The following is a 17,204-nucleotide window of genomic DNA, read 5'->3' on the forward strand; positions in this document are numbered from 1 at the left end:
TCTTTTCTGATGTCAGGTCAGGTTATACCTTGTGCACGGCAAAGTGCGGTATAAATCGAGTGGCGATTTTATCCTGTTGCTATTTTTTGTGCAAGCTGCAATCAGTGTCACATTTTTTACAAAAACACTGGGAATGGATTGCCTTTATTGAAAAAATCACTATACTAGCAAACTAGTACAGCAATACAAGAAATTAAAAGGACAGAATATGAAATTAGCGAAAACATTACTCACCACCGCACTTGGTAGCTTGCTCTTTTTCGGCAATCTGCAGGCGGCGCAAAATGACGTGCAAAAAGTGGCGATCACCACGATTGTTGAACACCCTGCATTGGAAGAGATTCGTAAAGGGATTGTCGAGCAGTTGGCAAAAGAGGGCTTTGTTGACGGCGAAAGCATTAAAATTGATTACCAAAATGCGCAGGGCAGTTCCGCCACCGCCGGGCAAATCGCACGTAAATTTGTTGGCGATAAACCGGCGGTGATCATTCCGATCACCACACCAAGTGCGCAGCCGGTGGCGGCGGCGACTCGTCAAATTCCGGTAGTATTCAGTGCGATTACCGATCCGATCAGTGCCAAACTGGTGAAACAATGGGGTAAAAATGAGGGCAATGTCGCCGGAATTTCCGATCAAATTCCATTAGAACCGCAGGTTGAGTTGATCCAAACTTTAGTGCCGAATGTGAAATCAATCGGCTATGTTTACAGCCCGGGCGAAGTCAATTCGGTTGCGGTGTTGGAGATGCTGAAAGCGGCGGCGGAAAAAGTCGGCTTAAGCGTGGTTGCCGTGCCGGCACAGCGCACCATTGACATCAGCACCGCAGCGCGCAGTTTGGTCGGTAAAGTGCAGGTGATTTACACCTCAACCGATAATAATGTGGTTTCGGCGTATGATGCGCTGTATAAAGTGGCGGTAGAAAACAAAATTCCGCTGATTGCCGCTGATTTCGGTTCGGTGGAACGGGGTGCAATCGCGGCGTTGGCGACCAATCAATATAATGTCGGGGTGGAAACCGGCAAAATGGCGGCACAGGTGTTGCGCGGCACAAAAATTACGGATCTGGAAACCATTCGGATGCCGGATCAGGATTTATATTTGAATCCGCAAGCGGCAACATTGCAAGGCGTTGAGATTCCGGCGGCATTATTGGAAAAAGCCACGCGTTTGATTCAGCCTTAACGATCCCCCTTATTCTTTTCCTTTTTAACCGCACTTGGCGTTCGCAAGTGCGGTTTTTTGTAAACAATACTTTCCAAATTATACCTTGTTTGTGAGCGACTTAGCATTAATTGTCGATGGTGGACTGAATTTGTTACATCTGTATTGATTTTATTACAACTCTTGATTATCTTAGCGCTAAGATAATTTTGTCTTAACAGGAGTGAATCATGAAAAAAACAACAACAGTCAAAAATGTATTATGGGCAACGTTAAGTGCGGTTTTGTTGAGCAGCAGCGCGATTGCCAATGAGGTGAAAAGTGTGGCGATCACCGCGATTGTCGAACATCCGGCATTAGATGCGGTGCGAGAAGGGGCGTTAGCCGAATTGAAAAAAGCGGGCTATGAACAAGGCAAAAATCTAAAAGTGGATTTCCAAAGTGCGCAAGGCAACACCGCAACCGCGGCACAAATCGCACGTAAATTTGTCGGCGACAAGCCGGATGTGATTTTGGCAATCGGCACGCCAAGTGCGCAATCGGTGGTGGCGGCAACCCGCAGTATTCCGGTGGTGTTTTCGGCGATTTCCGATCCGGTGGCGGCGAAATTGGTGAAAGATTGGGGCGCATCAGGCACGAATGTCACCGGCGCATCGGATACCTTGCCGATTCAGCCGCAAATTGATTTAATCAAACAGCTTATTCCGAATCTGAAAAAAATTGGTTATGTTTACAGCACCGGCGAAGTCAATTCGGTGGTGGTGCTGAAACAGTTGCAGGAAGCAGGCAAAGCGAATGGCTTTGAAGTGGTGGAAGCCCCGGCACCACGCACTACCGACATCGGTACTGCGGCGCGCAGCTTAAAAGGCAGAGTGGATTTGATTTACACCTCCACCGACAACAATGTGGTTTCAGCGTATGAATCGTTGTATAAAGCGGCGCTGGATTCCGGCATTCCGTTGGTTGCTTCAGACACCAGCACCGTGGCGCGCGGCGCGATTGCAGCATTGTCCAATAACTATTACACCTTAGGCGAAGAGACCGGCAAAATGATGGCGAACATTCTGAACGGCGAAAAAGCCGGAAGTATGCCGGTGAAAACCATGGATAAATTGGATCTGCATTTGAATCTGAAATCCGCCAAAGCCTTTGGTGTTAACGTGCCGCAGGCGTTAATCGACTCGGCGAAAGAGGCCGTGCAAGAATAATAGCCTGTTTTTTAGGCAATCTGTTGCGTTGATGCAAATGTTACAGGCATAAAACTGTATCGCTGTGATAGTATAGCGAGACATTTATGCCTGGTTTTATTTATACCGCACTTAGCGTTCAGTTGAGGGCAAAGTGCGGTTTTGATGATAAAGATTGATTATTATGACATCCGTTTTATTTTTAGGTGCGTTAGAGATCGGCTTGATCTACGCCTTGGTCGCCCTCGGCGTGCTTATCTCGTTTCGAATTTTGGACTTTCCCGATTTAACTGCCGACGGCAGCTTTCCGCTCGGTGGCGCAGTGTGCGCGGTGTGTATCGTCAACGGCGTTGATCCGTGGCTTTCCACTATCGCTGCGGCATTTGCCGGTGCGTTAGCGGGGCTGGTGACGGCATGGCTGCACGTTTCGCTGAAAATTTTGCAACTGCTTGCCAGTATTTTGGTGATGATTGCGCTGTATTCGGTGAATTTGCGCGTGATGGGTTCGCCGAACCTTTCGCTGTTAAACGAACCGACAATCTACGAACCGTTTATCAATGAAGACGCCAGTAACCAACTGATTATCCAACCGCTATTTGTGCTTGGATTCGTAATTGTGGCGAAATTGGCGCTGGATTGGTTTTTTAACACCGAAGTCGGCTTGGCAGTGCGCGCCACCGGCGCCAATCTGCGCATGGCGAAAGCGCAGGGCATTGCCACCGGCAAAATGATTTTTCTCGGCATGGCGATTTCCAACGCTTTGATTGCATTGGGCGGCTCGTTGTATGTGCAAACCCAAGGCGGCGCGGATATGTCGATCGGGGTCGGCACAATTGTAATCGGCCTCGCGGCGGTGATTATCGGCGAAACGCTGATTCCGTCAAAACGCATTTTGGTGATCACCTTAGCGGTGGTTGTCGGCTCGATTTTATATCGCTTCTTTATCGCGGTGGCGTTGAGCAGCGACACCTTGCGCGAAATCGGGTTCGGGGCGCAGGATCTGAATTTGGTCACTGCCATTTTGGTGGTGCTGGTGCTGATTGCACCGCAGATGAAAAGTAAATTTTTAGCCAAGAAGTCGTAACGCTTATGATGAAATTAGACGATCTTAGAATTACTTTCAATCGCGGTACGCCGATTGAAAATCCGGTATTACGCGGGCTGTCGCTCGATATTTCCGAAGGCGAATTTGTCACCGTGATCGGCAGCAACGGCGCGGGGAAATCCACGCTATTAAATGCGATTTGCGGCGATTATTTGGTGGATTCCGGCAAGGTGTATTTGAACGGCAAAGACGTCACGCGCAAGGGCACTTGGCAGCGGGCGGCGTCGGTGGCGCGGGTGTTTCAAGATCCGATGCTCGGCACTTGTGAAGCGTTGACGATTGAAGAAAATATGGCGCTGGCTTATAACCGCGGCAGAAAACGCGGCTTATCGTTTTTCACCAATAAACCGGCGCGCGAGCTGTTCCGTGAAAAATTGTCGATGTTGAAATTGGGGCTGGAAAACCGCCTGACCGATCGCATGGGGCTGCTTTCCGGCGGGCAACGGCAGGCGGTCAGTTTGCTGATGGCATCGTTACAGCCGTCGAATATCTTGCTGTTAGACGAACACACCGCCGCGCTCGATCCGAAAACCGCGGCGTTTGTGATGGAATTGACTGATCGCATCGTGAAAGAGAATAATTTGACGGTGATGATGGTGACCCATTCTATGCGCCAAGCCTTAGATCACGGTGAACGCACCGTGATGTTGCATCAGGGGCAAGTGGTGCTGGACGTGAAAGGTGAAATTCGCGATAAAATGGACGTGCCGGATTTGCTGCATATGTTTGAAAAAACACGTGGAGAGGAGATCACCGACGATAGCTTATTGCTGGATTAATCAAAAACGGGCAGTGCATGTGATCTGCGCTGCCCGTTTGTTTTGCCGGTTTATTAAAGCACGGCTAATGCCGCGTCATAGTTCGGCTCTTGCTTAATTTCCGCTACTAATTCACTGTGCAACACGCGATCGTTTTCATCTAACACAATCACCGCTCTTGCGGTTAAGCCGCTTAATGGGCCGCTGGTGATCGCCACGCCCAAGTTTTCGGCAAAAGTGCGGTTTCTGAAATTAGACAGCGCGACCACATTTTCCAAGCCTTCGGCACCACAAAAACGCGCTTGCGCAAATGGCAAATCGGCAGAGATACACAACACCACTGTGTTGTCTAATTCGGCCGCTTGCTGATTAAATTTGCGAACCGAAGTGGCGCAAACGCCGGTGTCGATACTCGGGAAAATATTTAAAATTTTGCGTTTGCCTTGGTAGTCGGCTAATCCCGCCTCGCTTAAATCGGTTTTGACTAATTTAAAATCGGCAACGCTGTCGCCACTTTGCGGGAAATTACCTTGTACATCAATCGGATTGCCGCCTAGGGTTACCTTTGTCATCATGTTCTCCTTTTGGATTTAGTCGTGGTAAAGTGCGGTGAACACACTTTTTTCAAAATTCACTAGCGGGCTACGCTTGGTTTTGCTTTCGAGATCGCCGGTGGAATAGCCGTTGATAAACTGGACGAAAGCAATTCGCTCGCCCTTAGCATTTTGCATGAATCCGGCTAAATTATAAACCCCTTTCAGCGCGCCGGTTTTGGCAATTAAGTTTTTCGCCAGCGGCGCTTCGCCCATTGAACCGCGCCCGCTTAAGGTGCCGTCGTGGGCGGCGATCGGAAATGTGGTTAATAAATTCAGCTGGGCATCATTTGCATTAATATAGTCTAACGTCTGTAAAAGTGCGGTCGGGCTGATCAGATTTTGGCGCGATAGCCCGGAACCGTCGGCGATTTGGCTGTTGCCGAAATCAACCTTTGCCTGGCGGGTTAAAATTTGGCGCAGCGCCACCGCACTTTGCTGAAAAGAAACCGGTTTTTGATAATATTGATAACCAATGCGGCGGAACAGGCTGTCGGCAATCTGGTTGTCCGATTTTTTCATCATCGTTTTCAGCAAATCGGGCAGCGGTTTAGAGGCGTGACTTGCCAACACGTTGCCTTTGGTCGGACTGACCGCCAACATAATGTTGCCTTTCACCTTAATGCCTAATTTTTTCAGCTGGGTCATCATAATCGAAATGGCATAACTATCGGGATCCTGCACTGCAAAACTCAATCCGAACGGTTTGGCTTGGCGCGCCATGCAGCCTTGCAGGGTGTAACGGTTATTATCTTTCACCACCACATCAAACGCGCAATTTCCCGCTTCTTTTGCCGATACGATCCGCACTTGGCTGAACACTTGCACCGGAAAATGCGACGGCACACTGGCTTGCACCCATTCGCCGACAGCGCCGGAAGCGTCGAGATTCACTGAAAAGCAGTTGCCGTCAATGCTGGCGGCCGACGGCGGCGCATTGAAACACATGGTTAAATCATTCCAAATCCAGCCTAAACCGCGATCATGGCTGTTAAAAATTCGCGTATCCAGCACGATGTTGCCGTTAATGGTGTCGATCCCTTGTTGTTTTATCTGTGCCAGCAGCTGATATAACTGTCCGCTGGTTAAGGTCGGATCGCCGCTGAAACGGATGCCGAGATCGCCTTGCAGGGTTTTGTTGCTGATTTTGGCGGTGCTGACCAGCTCGGTGGTAAATTGGAATTGGTCACCGAGCACCAGTTTGGCGGCAAGTGCGGTAAACACTTTTTGGGTGCTGGCGGGCAGCATCAGAATTTGCTGATTATGATCGGCGATAATCTGGCGATTATGTAGATTTTCCGCCACAAAACCGACACTTGCGCCGCTTGGCAATTGCGGGATATAACCGGCAATATCGACTGCGGCTTGTGCCGATGAGCTCAGGAAAGAGAGGCTGATTAACGAAAAAGAGAGCGCTTTTAAACGGACAGAAAAAAATCGTTTCATAATTTGACTATTGTGCACTTGGGCTGCGGTTTTGGGTTGCCTTTTTTTATAAGATCTCCATAATAGAGTTATCCGTTAAATTGGTAAATGGTTATTTCCAGCTAAAATTGTCATGCTGTGTAAATCATTGCCGTTTGATCATGTTGATATTTTTGCTACAGCATAAGTGATTATGCTGTGGTTTTATTTTGTCTGTCAAAAATAGAATAAGCGAGAACGTTATGAAACAGATTCCGATGACTGTGCGCGGCGCAGAAAAATTAAAAGAAGAACTGGATTACTTAAAAAATGTGCGTCGTCCGGAAATTATCAAAGCGATTGCCGAAGCGCGCGAACACGGCGATTTGAAAGAAAATGCCGAATACCACGCGGCACGCGAGCAGCAGGGGTTTTGCGAGGGCAGAATCCAAGATATCGAAGCCAAGCTGTCAAATTGTCAGATTATCGACATCACTAAGCTGAAAAATAACGGTAAAGTGATTTTTGGTGCAACCGTTGTGCTGATGAACGTGGAAACCGAAGAAGAGATGCAGTATAAAATTGTCGGTGATGACGAAGCCGACATCAAGAGCGGTTTGATTTCGGTCAATTCTCCGATTGCCCGCGGATTGATCGGCAAAGAGGTGGAAGACAATGTGATCATCACCACCCCGGGCGGTAAAGTCGAATTTGATATTGTGGACGTGTTGTATCAGGCATAATAATAGCTGAAATTGCCTCCCTCCGTCCTTCGGACACCTCTCTCCGCAAGTGGAGGGAGGGAAAAATTTATTTCAAACAGCTATTACTATAGTTTCGCCGTTCTCCGCAAACGGATGGAAGGAAAAGGGATTTATTTCAAATAGTTATTAGTATATTTCGCCCTCTCCGTTTACGGAGGGGGCTGCCGAAGGCTGGGGGAGGGAAGGGAGAGATTATTTCGGTAAACGAATGGTCGGCTCTTTCGCCGGGCGATACAGCACCAAGGTATGACCGATTAACTGCACCGCGGCGGAATTGGTTTCGCGCACAATGGCGTCAATAATCAGTTGTTTAGTTTCGCGCTCCGCACCGGCAATTTTCACTTTAATCAGCTCATGGTGGCTGATTGCATTGTCAATTTCGGCGGCGACGCTTTCCGTCAAACCGTTCGCGCCAAGCATCACAACCGGTTTTAAATTGTGCGCCAAGCCTTTCAAATATTGTTTTTGTTTGGTAGTTAAGCTGATAGCCATAAAAAATCCTTTTAAATTAGGTATAATCCAAGATAGAAACGATAAATAAATTGGCTATACGCCTTGAATCTATCAATTTGAACGCCATATTATCATAGTTGCCGTTTAATTCGGTAATTATCGCAAGAGAAACGGAAAATGGGAAAGAAAAAACGTTCGGCAAGCTCAAGTCGCTGGCTAAATGAACACTTTAAAGATCAATTTGTGCAAAAAGCGCATAAACAAAAATTACGTTCACGCGCTTATTTTAAAATTGATGAAATCCAGCAATCGGATCGTCTGTTCAAACCTGGCATGACGGTGGTGGATTTGGGTGCGGCGCCGGGCGGCTGGTCGCAGTATGTGGTCAAACAAATTGGCGGCAATGGACGAGTAATTGCTTGCGATATTTTAGATATGGATCCGATTGCCGGCGTGGATTTCCTGCAAGGGGATTTTCGTGATGAAAACGTGCTGACCGCACTTTTAGAGCGGGTCGGTGAAGACAAAGTTGATGTGGTGCTGTCGGATATGGCACCGAATTTCAGCGGGATGCCGTCGGTGGATATTCCGCGCGCGATGTATCTGGTGGAACTGGCGTTGGATATGTGCCGTCAGGTGCTGGCGCCGAAAGGCAGTTTTGTGGTAAAAGTTTTTCAGGGGGAAGGCTTTGATGAGTATCTGAGAGAGATTCGCTCTCTGTTCAGTGTGGTTAAAGTGCGTAAGCCTGAGGCGTCGCGCGGGCGTTCGCGCGAGGTATATATTGTAGCAACAGGTTACAAATTATAGTAATCTATGCTACCGGTTTGTTAAACAAGGAAATAAACGAGGTCAACCCTTGAAAAACGACATGATAAAAAACTTAATTTTGTGGACGGTAATCGGTGTGATTCTGATGTCCGTGTTTCAAAGTTTTAATTCCGACTCGGAAGCCAGAGGCGGGGTGGATTACACCACGTTCGTGAATGATATTGGCAACGGTCAGGTTACAGAAGCGCGGTTCGATGACAGCCAAATTACGGTGACCAAAAATAACGGCGACCGTTATCAAACCGTGATGCCGATTTACGACGCCAAAATTTTAGATGATTTAATCAAGAAAAATGTCAAAGTTTCCGGAACTCCGCCGGAAAGACGCAGTTTATTTTCTCAAATTTTGATTTCATGGTTCCCGATGTTATTGCTGATCGGGGTATGGGTGTTTTTCATGCGCCAAATGCAGGGCGGTGGCGGCAAAGCGATGAGCTTTGGTAAAAGTAAAGCCCGCATGATGACCGAAGAGCAAAACACTACGCGCTTTTCTGACGTGGCGGGTTGTGACGAAGCCAAAGAAGAAGTGGGCGAAGTGGTGGATTTCCTGCGCGATCCAAGCAAGTTCCAAAAATTGGGCGGTAAAATTCCAAAAGGGATCTTGATGGTCGGGCCTCCGGGAACGGGGAAAACCTTGCTGGCAAAAGCGATTGCCGGTGAAGCCAAAGTGCCGTTTTTTACCATTTCCGGTTCAGACTTCGTTGAAATGTTTGTCGGGGTGGGCGCATCACGGGTGCGTGATATGTTTGACCAAGCGAAAAAATCCGCACCTTGTTTGATTTTTATTGATGAAATTGACGCAGTCGGTCGTCAGCGTGGAGCAGGTCTGGGTGGCGGGCATGATGAACGTGAGCAAACCTTAAACCAAATGCTGGTTGAAATGGACGGCTTTGAAGGCAATTCCGGTGTGATCGTGATTGCGGCGACTAACCGCCCGGACGTATTGGATCCGGCGTTAACCCGTCCGGGACGTTTTGACCGTCAGGTTACTGTCGGTTTGCCGGATGTGCGTGGTCGTGAACACATTCTAAAAGTCCATATGCGCAAAGTGCCGATTTCACCGGATGTTGATCCGATGGTGATTGCTCGCGGTACGCCGGGCTATTCCGGCGCAGATTTGGCGAACTTGGTTAACGAAGCGGCATTGTTCGCAGCGCGTACCAATAAACGTATTGTGACAATGGTCGAGTTTGAAAAAGCCAAAGATAAAATTAACATGGGGCCGGAACGCCGCACCATGATCATGACCGAGAAACAGAAAGAATCGACCGCCTATCATGAAGCAGGGCATGCGATTGTTGGTTATCTTGTGCCGGAACACGATCCGGTGCATAAAGTGACGATTATCCCGCGTGGACGTGCATTGGGTGTAACCTTCTTCCTGCCGGAAGGCGATCAAGTGAGCATCAGCCATAAACAGCTGGAAAGTAAGCTTTCAACATTATACGCAGGACGTTTGGCGGAAGATCTGATTTACGGTGAAGAAAATATTTCCACCGGCGCCTCAAACGACATTAAAGTGGCGACCAATATTGCACGCAAAATGGTCACTGAATGGGGCTTCTCCGAGAGCCTGGGGCCGATTCTGTATTCGGAAGATGACGGCGAAGTGTTCTTAGGGCGTTCAATGGCAAAAGCTAAGCACATGTCCGACGAAACTGCGCACTTAATCGATGAGGAAGTGCGGTCTATCGTAAACCGCAACTACAGCAGAGCCAGACAATTGCTGCAAGAAAACATGGATATTCTACACGCGATGAAAGACGCGCTGATGAAATATGAAACCATTGAAGAAGAGCAGATCGAACAGTTGATGGCGCGCCGTCCGGTCACACCTCCGCCGGGTTGGGACGGCGAATCATCGTCGGGTAAATCCGAGCCGCAGGAACAAGCTGCAAAAAGCCATGAACTTGAGGAAGAAGTGATTTCCGAAGATGATGACAAGGATTCCGATCCGAAAGACAAAGAGTAAGATTGAATTAATCAAAAACGAAGCCTGCCGAAAAATCGACAGGCTTTTTTATTTGCTTTGTTCGCGCGGTTGGTTATAGGGATAACGCAAAATAACACGATTATAAAAGCTGCCGTTGATATGTGTTTTATTAAGATGGAAACGGCGATAAGCGGAAAATAGATCCATATCCGGCTTGCCCGGATTATGCCAAAAGTCATCCAGTTTTCCCTGATAGGTTAAGCCCGGAATATTATAATGCGCTCTGCCCATTGTCATCACCGGCATACCGTGTAATAACGCGGAAATTCCGCTGGTGCTATTTAATGTCACCATGCCTTTTCCATAGCGTAAAAAAACAGGCATAGGCACATCATGGATATAAAATATACGCTTTTTCAAATCAGGGTAGCGATCGATATATTCCTGAATGGTTTTTCCGTAATCAATAAATCCGCGATCCATTGGATGATGTTTAATAATCAAGGTTAAATCAGATGGCGCATTTTTGACAAAAGAGTCTAAGACTTCCTTTAGAAAGGATTCAACGCTGCTGTAATCGCTATGTACGCGCACTTGGCTGTCATCATAAACTTGCAACGGCAGAATATAAAAATCCCCAAATTGACCACGTTCGACTTTTTTAGCAAAAATGTGGTCACGCAAAGCATAATTAAACCGCTTAACCCCGGAGATACCCCATAATTTAATGTAATAGAGCACGTTTAAAATACGGTGGTGTTGATAGTAAGGATATTGTTTACGCTTGGTATACGCATTCCAATAATAACAGATTGCCAATTTAGCTAAAGGGATAAAACCTTGAGCAACTTTTTCCGGTGCTTTGGGCTCCGGCACTTGTGGGCAAATATTTGAAAAGAAGGTATTTTCACGCGGAATACTCGAAAAAGCATTAACGCCGTCTTTTTCAAATGTAACATAATCCGGACGAAAATAGCCTTCCTCAAATGCCCAAAATGAGATATTTAAGTTGCGACAAGTTTCTCTTGCGCTTTTATGATAATGACGGTTGTCACCAAAGCAAATTATCGTATCAATATTGTGCTGAGTACATAAATCAGCCAGATAATCTTGAAATTGATCTAATCCGGCGCGGTAAGCCAGCGTATTGCCGGTTGAAGTGGGATAAAAATATTCATCCCCGGCATTAAAGTTAATCTTGTAAATAGTTTTTCCGTGTGATTGTAACCATTCGGAAAAGTCATAGAAAAAAGAGCCTATGGGCCCTTGTAATAGTAGGATACGATCGGCGGATATTATTAGTTCATCTAAATTATGGCTAACCATATAACCCCAACAGAATAAATGTTTTAATTATCTTACCAAATTAAAATAAAAAAGGAATTTAATCGCTTATTTTAGAGACCAATACAGATGCCTTAACTTTGTTAGTTGCTTTTTTAGCCAGTGGCGTTGTAATCCGCTGTTCTTTAGCTGAGATTTTTGTTGCAATAATATGCGAATGGCATTTTCAGCATTCGTCATTTTGCGGGTATTCGGATCAACATACTGCGGATAATAGACCAGTGTTGCGCAAATTAGTTGCGCTAAGCTGAGTTTTCGCTGTCGTCTTGCTAATGAAAGATGATCAACGGTTAATCCCCAATTGGAATAGAACGGCAAGCCATAACAATGTACGATTTTTCCACGCAGCAAGGCTTCAAAACCGGCGAGTGAAGTTAGGGTATGCACCTCGTCAACTTGTTGAATACAATTTAAAATATTGATATTTTCAACGATATCATCGGCATAACGACGAGCCTGTTGTTCCGGAATGGCGCCAATACGGTTGCCGCTTAGTACATCGGGATGAGGCTTATACAGAATATAGGCTTCCGGATTGTTTAACCGCACTTGCTTAAGGAGCTCCAAGTTGCTTTTAATTTGTGGTGATCCAAAACGGATCGAGGCATCGTCTTCCACCTGCCCCGGTACTAAGATAATCTTTTTATTTGGCATGCGCAGCGAAAATTCAGATTCGCCGACATTGTATTTTCCAATATGGCTTTGAATTAATTGCGTTTGCAGCTGTTTCGCCAATTGTAAATCCGAATCGGAAAAAACATAATTCTGCAGGATCACTTCCAAGCGCGAAGGCGTTTGTGCATTAAAGTAAATTCCCAAATCATCAATCACTAACGACAGCGGCGCGACTAAATTTGAACCAAGCCCGACGGAACGAATAAAACCGTCCTCCATGCGTAGGATCGGCAGATTATTGGCATAATCAATAACCTCATCTTTGCCTTGGCTCCAAATCAGCAATCTGGCATTGTCCGGCAAAGATTTTTTCTTGAGTTTGTCGATCGAGGAAACAAAATGCAGCCGGCAGGACGGAAAGGTGAAAAAAGGTTTGATGACGGCACGTTTCCATAGTGACATTCCAATGCAATACAGATTCCCACTCAGCCGCTGGTTCAGTGTTTTTGCCTGTTGCAGATAGTCAATTACCTTGAAGATTGAACCGGGTTGTCCGGTGTTCGGGTTGATGTAACGACTGTATTGCAAGTATGCGGCGGCAAATAGTTGGCGTAAAGTGCGGTCGGCGCGGCGCTGTTGTTGGCGTAGTTGCGCAATATTTTCATGGCGATCATCAGTCAGCCCCCAACCGGCAAACCAAGGCAGCCCGAAGGTCACAACTTTTTTCCCTACCAATAATGCTTCAAATCCCATTTGTGATGTCACACAATAAACGCAATCAACCTGCTTTAATAATGAGATAGGATTCAGATCTGCCGCTAACAAACGAATTTGCTCGTTATCGGCAAGTGCGGTCAAATAGCCTTTTTTCTTACCGCTAATCACATCCGGATGCGTTTTCACCCAAATTTCAGCATCGGGATTTTCAGCCACCGCACTTTGCAGCATAGTTTGAAAACTATCACTATTGGCTTGCCCGTATTTCACCGCCATATCGCCAAAAGTCTGATCAATCACCAACACGATTTTTTTATCATTTGTTTGTTCAGCAGTAAAATCAGGCGCATGGTTATATTTGGACAATTGATAGCGGCAAATCAGCTCAAGTACGGTTTCGGCTTGTTGCGATAATTCGGTATTAATATCAGCTGCTAAAATAAGTTTCTCTAATCGTGACGGGCGGGTTGTGTCGTAATAGATTCCGAGATCGTCATACACCATTGAAAATGGCGGATAATTATCAACTCCCAGCCCTAAAGAGCGTAAAAATCCGTCCTCTAAGGCAATATACGGCAAATGATGCTGCTCAGCATAAGCGCGAGCTTTCTTTGTTGACGGGCGAAGTCCCCAGCCGATAACTTTATCAGCAGCCGGTGTCGAAAAAAGTGCCTTTGCGATAATTTTGTCACCGAATAAAAAAGATGCCAAATTAGGCGTTTTTAATATTCTGCGAGAGAAAATTAGCGCTGTGGATTGGATATTTGATTTCATGCCGCTATTATATCAGGAGTTGTGGCAGAATGGGCAGAGTAAATAACTGTTTTTGTTATGACAATCAAAATTAAATCGTATTCATAGCACTAAAGGAATATTTTTGCTGAATTATAATACTAAAGGGGATTTTACTCCCCTTTATCTTGCTCATTATTGAATATCTAACGGCGCAAAGGATTTCACCGTTTCATCAACAGTTTTGGCGCGCAGCAAGAAATCCTCCAGTAAGCTTAATGGCAGCGCACTTGGGCCGTCACATTTCGCTTGATCCGGATTTGGATGGGATTCCAAGAACAAACCGGCTAAACGGGTCGCTATGCCGGCTAATGCCAAATCCAACACTTGGTTGCGACGCCCGCCAGACGCAGTCGCACCGGCTTCACGCTGTTGCAGCGAGTGGGTGACATCAAAAATCACCGGCATATTGCCGCTGACTTTTTTCATAATGCCAAAGCCGAGCATATCAACCACTAAATTGTCGTAACCAAAATTCACGCCGCGTTCACAAAGAATCAGCTGATCATTGCCCGCTTCTTTGAATTTCTCCACAATATTGCGCATTTGATGCGGGCTTAAAAACTGTGGTTTTTTGATATTAATCACCCGCCCGGTTTTCGCCATCGCATGAACCAAATCGGTTTGACGCGCCAAAAATGCCGGCAGCTGAATTACATCAACCACTTCCGCCACAGGCTCAGCCTGCCAAGGCTCATGCACATCGGTGATCACCGGCACATTAAACTCTTTTTTCACCTGCGCGAAAATTTTCATCCCTTCTTCCAAGCCAACACCACGGTAAGAATGGATCGAAGAACGGTTAGCCTTGTCAAAAGAAGCCTTAAACACAAACGGAATGTTCAGTTTTGAAGTGATATTCACATATTGCTCACAGGCTTTCAGCGTGGAATCAAGATCCTCAAGGACGTTGATACCGCCGAAAAGGGTGAAGGGGGAGTTGTTGTTGATTGTAATATTATTAAGTTTTATATTCATGATATAGATTAATGTTCTTAAGCATTCGCTTTTAATAAATCTTCAATAGTGTCAATGTCAGTGGAGCGATCTTCCGGCATAAGATATGTTCCAATCGGTTCAATAAAAAATCGCTGATGTTGGATCAAATCTTCAACTCGATTAACATAAATTGCACCATTATGTTTTACAACTTTTGGTAACGATTGTCTTGGATATTCTAAATACTTAGCGTTAGAAATCGGTGTATAACTAACACCGTCCCATATTAGCATTTTATATGGGTGCTCTTCCATCTCTTTAACAGACACTACACATCCTAGCTCTCTCTGATTTATTTTATGAATTTCTATTGCTGCCATAATATCTTCGGCGGTTCTGAAAGGACTTGTAGGCTGTAGCATTACTGATAGACCTGAAGTAATATTTTTGGAGCTAAAAGTGTATAGCAATGAGTCAATAGATTTTGCACTATCAGTGGCAAGATGTTCTGGGCGGAAAACAACTTCTGCACCGTATTTTTGGGCTTCTTCAGCAATCCGCTTTCCATCAGTGGAAACGATAATTTTGTCAAAATAATTACATTGTTGGGCAGATATAATAGCTCTGCCTATAAGGCTAATACCTTTAACCAATTGAAGATTTTTATTTGGGATTCCTTTAGAACCAGCTCTAGCAAGGACAGTCGCGATCTTTTGCATAAGTGAAAATTATTTGATTGCATTAAATATGATTACTTATACTTATTATAGGGTAATTGAGTTTGATGTTGCAAGCTGATTCCACTTTTGGAACAGCATAATAATGCTTAAATGAAATATTACTGTATTTACAGTAGATTATGAGTATACTAGAATTGGGTTTAGTGGGGCTTCTTAATGGGAAGGAGTAGCCCCGAATGTAAAGTTGAGGCTATAAAATGCGCGAACAATTAATTATTATTGGTGCCGGTGGATTTGCTAAGTCTGTTTTAGACTCATTAGACTTAAATAGATATAATGTAGTTGGATTTATTGACTCATTCAAAGATGTTGGGAGCATTTATCTAGGTTATTCTATCTTAGCAAATGATATAGAGTTATTGGAAAATAAAGAAAACTATAAATATTTCATAGCAATAGGTAATAATCGTCATCGATATGATAAATACCAAATACTCAAAAAATACGAATTAAAAATAATAACGGTAATTGATAATACCGCCTTTGTATCTCGTATGGCGGCTATTGGAGAAGGAGTTTACATCGGTAAATCGGTAATCATTAATAGTTGTTCAACTATTGGTGATGATACTATAGTAAATACGAAAGCACTAGTAGAGCATGGTAATAGTATAGGTAATCATTGTAATATTTCGACTAATGTGACTCTAAATGGAGATGTGATAGTTGGTGATTTTAGCTTTATTGGCAGTAGCTGTGTAACCAATGGGCAGATTACCATCGGGAGTAATGCATTGATTGGCTCAGGCTCAGTGATCATCAGAAATGTGCCTGATAATGTTGTGGTAGCAGGAGTTCCTGCAAAATATTTAAGAGATAATCATGAATAAAGTATATATAGTTGCTGAAATTGGTTGTAATCATAATGGCGATACGCAAAGAGCACGGTTAATGATTGAAAAGGCAAAAGACTGTGGTGTTGATGCAGTCAAATTTCAAACTTTCAAGGCTGATCGCTTAATATCGAAGTTTGCACCAAAAGCAGAGTATCAGAAAAAAGTAACAGATGCTGATGAAAGTCAATTAGATATGACTAAAAAGCTAGAACTAAGCTATAACAATTACTCATCTTTGGAAGAATATGCAGTTTCTTTAGGACTTGATGTATTTTCAACGGCATTTGATATGGAATCAGTTGATTTCCTTGCATCGAAGCACCAAAAAATATGGAAAATTCCTTCAGGCGAATTAACAAATCTTCCTTACTTAGAAAAAATTGTGCGCCTTCCTATTGAGAATAAGAAAGTAATTATTTCAACTGGTATGGGAGAAATTAGTGAGATTCGCATTGCTCTAAATATTCTTATAGAAAATGGGATGAATCCTGCAGATATTACGATATTGCATTGTAATACTGAATATCCAACCCCTTTAAAAGATGTAAATTTAAAGTCTATTATTGGACTAAGAAAACAATTTCCTGAATTTGAAATAGGGTTTTCGGATCACTCAGAAGGGTACTTTGCTGGCGTTGCTGCTGTCGCATATGGGATTACTTTTATAGAAAAACACTTTACGCTTGATAAAAACTTACCGGGCCCCGATCATAGAGCATCAGTTACACCTGACGAATTAGCGCAATTATGTCGTGGAATCCGAATCATCGAGCAGGCTCTAGGCCATGAAGATAAACTAGTGACTGATTCCGAAAGAAAGAATAAAATAGTTGCTAGAAAATCCATTGTTGCAGATAAAGCTATTAAAAAAGGCGATATTTTTACTGAACAAAATCTTACCACAAAAAGGCCTGGAAATGGGATTAGCCCTCTGGATTGGTATTCACTGTTGGGGAAAGAAGCACAAAGAGACTTTCAAGAAGATGAGTTAATCATTGATATGCGTTTTGCTAACCAAGGAAATGATTGAAAAA

16 protein-coding genes are annotated in these 17,204 nt (G+C 44.7%); 9 read left to right on the top strand and 7 right to left on the bottom strand.

The features are described 5' to 3' along the window. Positions 1–208: 208 nt before the first annotated feature. The 4 genes from ACUHGC_RS07180 (at position 209) to ACUHGC_RS07195 (ending at position 4,233) form a co-directional block, all read left to right on the top strand. Positions 209–1,183, top strand: coding sequence for an ABC transporter substrate-binding protein (locus ACUHGC_RS07180; RefSeq protein WP_446832668.1), 975 nt, complete (start codon positions 209–211; stop codon positions 1,181–1,183). Between the two features lie 209 nt (positions 1,184–1,392). After that, positions 1,393–2,370 (top strand): ABC transporter substrate-binding protein, encoded by a 978-nt coding sequence (locus ACUHGC_RS07185; RefSeq protein WP_446832669.1) that lies wholly within the window; start codon positions 1,393–1,395, stop codon positions 2,368–2,370. 163 nt (positions 2,371–2,533) lie between these two features. Next, a complete protein-coding gene (locus ACUHGC_RS07190) occupies positions 2,534–3,433 on the top strand; it encodes an ABC transporter permease (RefSeq protein ID WP_446832670.1) in 900 nt (299 codons plus the stop codon). A 5-nt stretch (positions 3,434–3,438) separates the two neighbouring features. Further along, complete coding sequence (locus tag ACUHGC_RS07195) at positions 3,439–4,233, top strand: ABC transporter ATP-binding protein (protein WP_446832671.1); 795 nt, start codon at positions 3,439–3,441, stop codon at positions 4,231–4,233. A 53-nt stretch (positions 4,234–4,286) separates the two neighbouring features. Here the strand turns inward: ACUHGC_RS07195 and tpx are convergent, their stop codons facing one another. Next, positions 4,287–4,784, bottom strand: a complete 498-nt coding sequence (gene tpx, locus ACUHGC_RS07200) for a thiol peroxidase (protein ID WP_446832672.1) — start codon at positions 4,782–4,784, stop codon at positions 4,287–4,289. Positions 4,785–4,802: 18 nt separating this feature from the next. Continuing rightward, entirely contained in the window at positions 4,803–6,251 is a 1,449-nt protein-coding gene (gene dacB, locus ACUHGC_RS07205) for a serine-type D-Ala-D-Ala carboxypeptidase (protein ID WP_446832673.1), read from the bottom strand. 221 nt (positions 6,252–6,472) lie between these two features. Between dacB and greA the strand changes: the two genes are divergently transcribed. Continuing rightward, the gene (gene greA, locus ACUHGC_RS07210) at positions 6,473–6,952 is read left to right on the top strand and encodes a transcription elongation factor GreA (RefSeq protein WP_446832674.1); all 480 of its coding nucleotides are present in this window, start codon (positions 6,473–6,475) and stop codon (positions 6,950–6,952) included. A 213-nt stretch (positions 6,953–7,165) separates the two neighbouring features. On the opposite strand, the gene yhbY is transcribed toward greA, so the two are convergent. After that, the gene (yhbY, locus tag ACUHGC_RS07215) at positions 7,166–7,465 is read right to left on the bottom strand and encodes a ribosome assembly RNA-binding protein YhbY (protein ID WP_446832675.1); all 300 of its coding nucleotides are present in this window, start codon (positions 7,463–7,465) and stop codon (positions 7,166–7,168) included. Between the two features lie 138 nt (positions 7,466–7,603). Between yhbY and rlmE the strand changes: the two genes are divergently transcribed. Together rlmE and ftsH are read left to right on the top strand one after the other, a co-directional pair. Further along, positions 7,604–8,233, top strand: coding sequence for a 23S rRNA (uridine(2552)-2'-O)-methyltransferase RlmE (rlmE, locus tag ACUHGC_RS07220; protein ID WP_446832676.1), 630 nt, complete (start codon positions 7,604–7,606; stop codon positions 8,231–8,233). A 61-nt stretch (positions 8,234–8,294) separates the two neighbouring features. After that, positions 8,295–10,226 (top strand): ATP-dependent zinc metalloprotease FtsH, encoded by a 1,932-nt coding sequence (gene ftsH / locus ACUHGC_RS07225; protein WP_446832677.1) that lies wholly within the window; start codon positions 8,295–8,297, stop codon positions 10,224–10,226. 48 nt (positions 10,227–10,274) lie between these two features. On the opposite strand, the gene ACUHGC_RS07230 is transcribed toward ftsH, so the two are convergent. From ACUHGC_RS07230 to ACUHGC_RS07245, 4 genes are all read right to left on the bottom strand, one after another. Beyond that, complete coding sequence (locus ACUHGC_RS07230; RefSeq protein ID WP_446832678.1) at positions 10,275–11,513, bottom strand: capsule biosynthesis protein; 1,239 nt, start codon at positions 11,511–11,513, stop codon at positions 10,275–10,277. A gap of 66 nt (positions 11,514–11,579) precedes the next feature. After that, entirely contained in the window at positions 11,580–13,637 is a 2,058-nt protein-coding gene (locus ACUHGC_RS07235; RefSeq protein ID WP_446832679.1) for a capsular polysaccharide biosynthesis protein, read from the bottom strand. Positions 13,638–13,790: 153 nt separating this feature from the next. Beyond that, positions 13,791–14,633, bottom strand: coding sequence for a 3-deoxy-8-phosphooctulonate synthase (gene kdsA / locus ACUHGC_RS07240; protein ID WP_446832680.1), 843 nt, complete (start codon positions 14,631–14,633; stop codon positions 13,791–13,793). 17 nt (positions 14,634–14,650) lie between these two features. Then, positions 14,651–15,313: an acylneuraminate cytidylyltransferase family protein gene (locus ACUHGC_RS07245; RefSeq protein ID WP_446832681.1), complete on the bottom strand. Its 663-nt coding sequence runs from the start codon at positions 15,311–15,313 to the stop codon at positions 14,651–14,653. A gap of 218 nt (positions 15,314–15,531) precedes the next feature. Here ACUHGC_RS07245 and ACUHGC_RS07250 point away from each other — a divergent pair, with 218 nt between their 5' ends. Together ACUHGC_RS07250 and neuB are read left to right on the top strand one after the other, a co-directional pair. Continuing rightward, the gene (locus tag ACUHGC_RS07250; protein ID WP_446832682.1) at positions 15,532–16,164 is read left to right on the top strand and encodes an acetyltransferase; all 633 of its coding nucleotides are present in this window, start codon (positions 15,532–15,534) and stop codon (positions 16,162–16,164) included. Continuing rightward, positions 16,157–17,200 (top strand): N-acetylneuraminate synthase, encoded by a 1,044-nt coding sequence (gene neuB, locus ACUHGC_RS07255; protein WP_446832683.1) that lies wholly within the window; start codon positions 16,157–16,159, stop codon positions 17,198–17,200. The genes ACUHGC_RS07250 and neuB overlap by 8 nt, the downstream gene beginning before the upstream one ends. The last annotated feature ends 4 nt before the right edge of the window (positions 17,201–17,204 follow it).

The sequence above is a fragment of the Testudinibacter sp. P27/CKL/0425 genome (assembly GCF_052931395.1).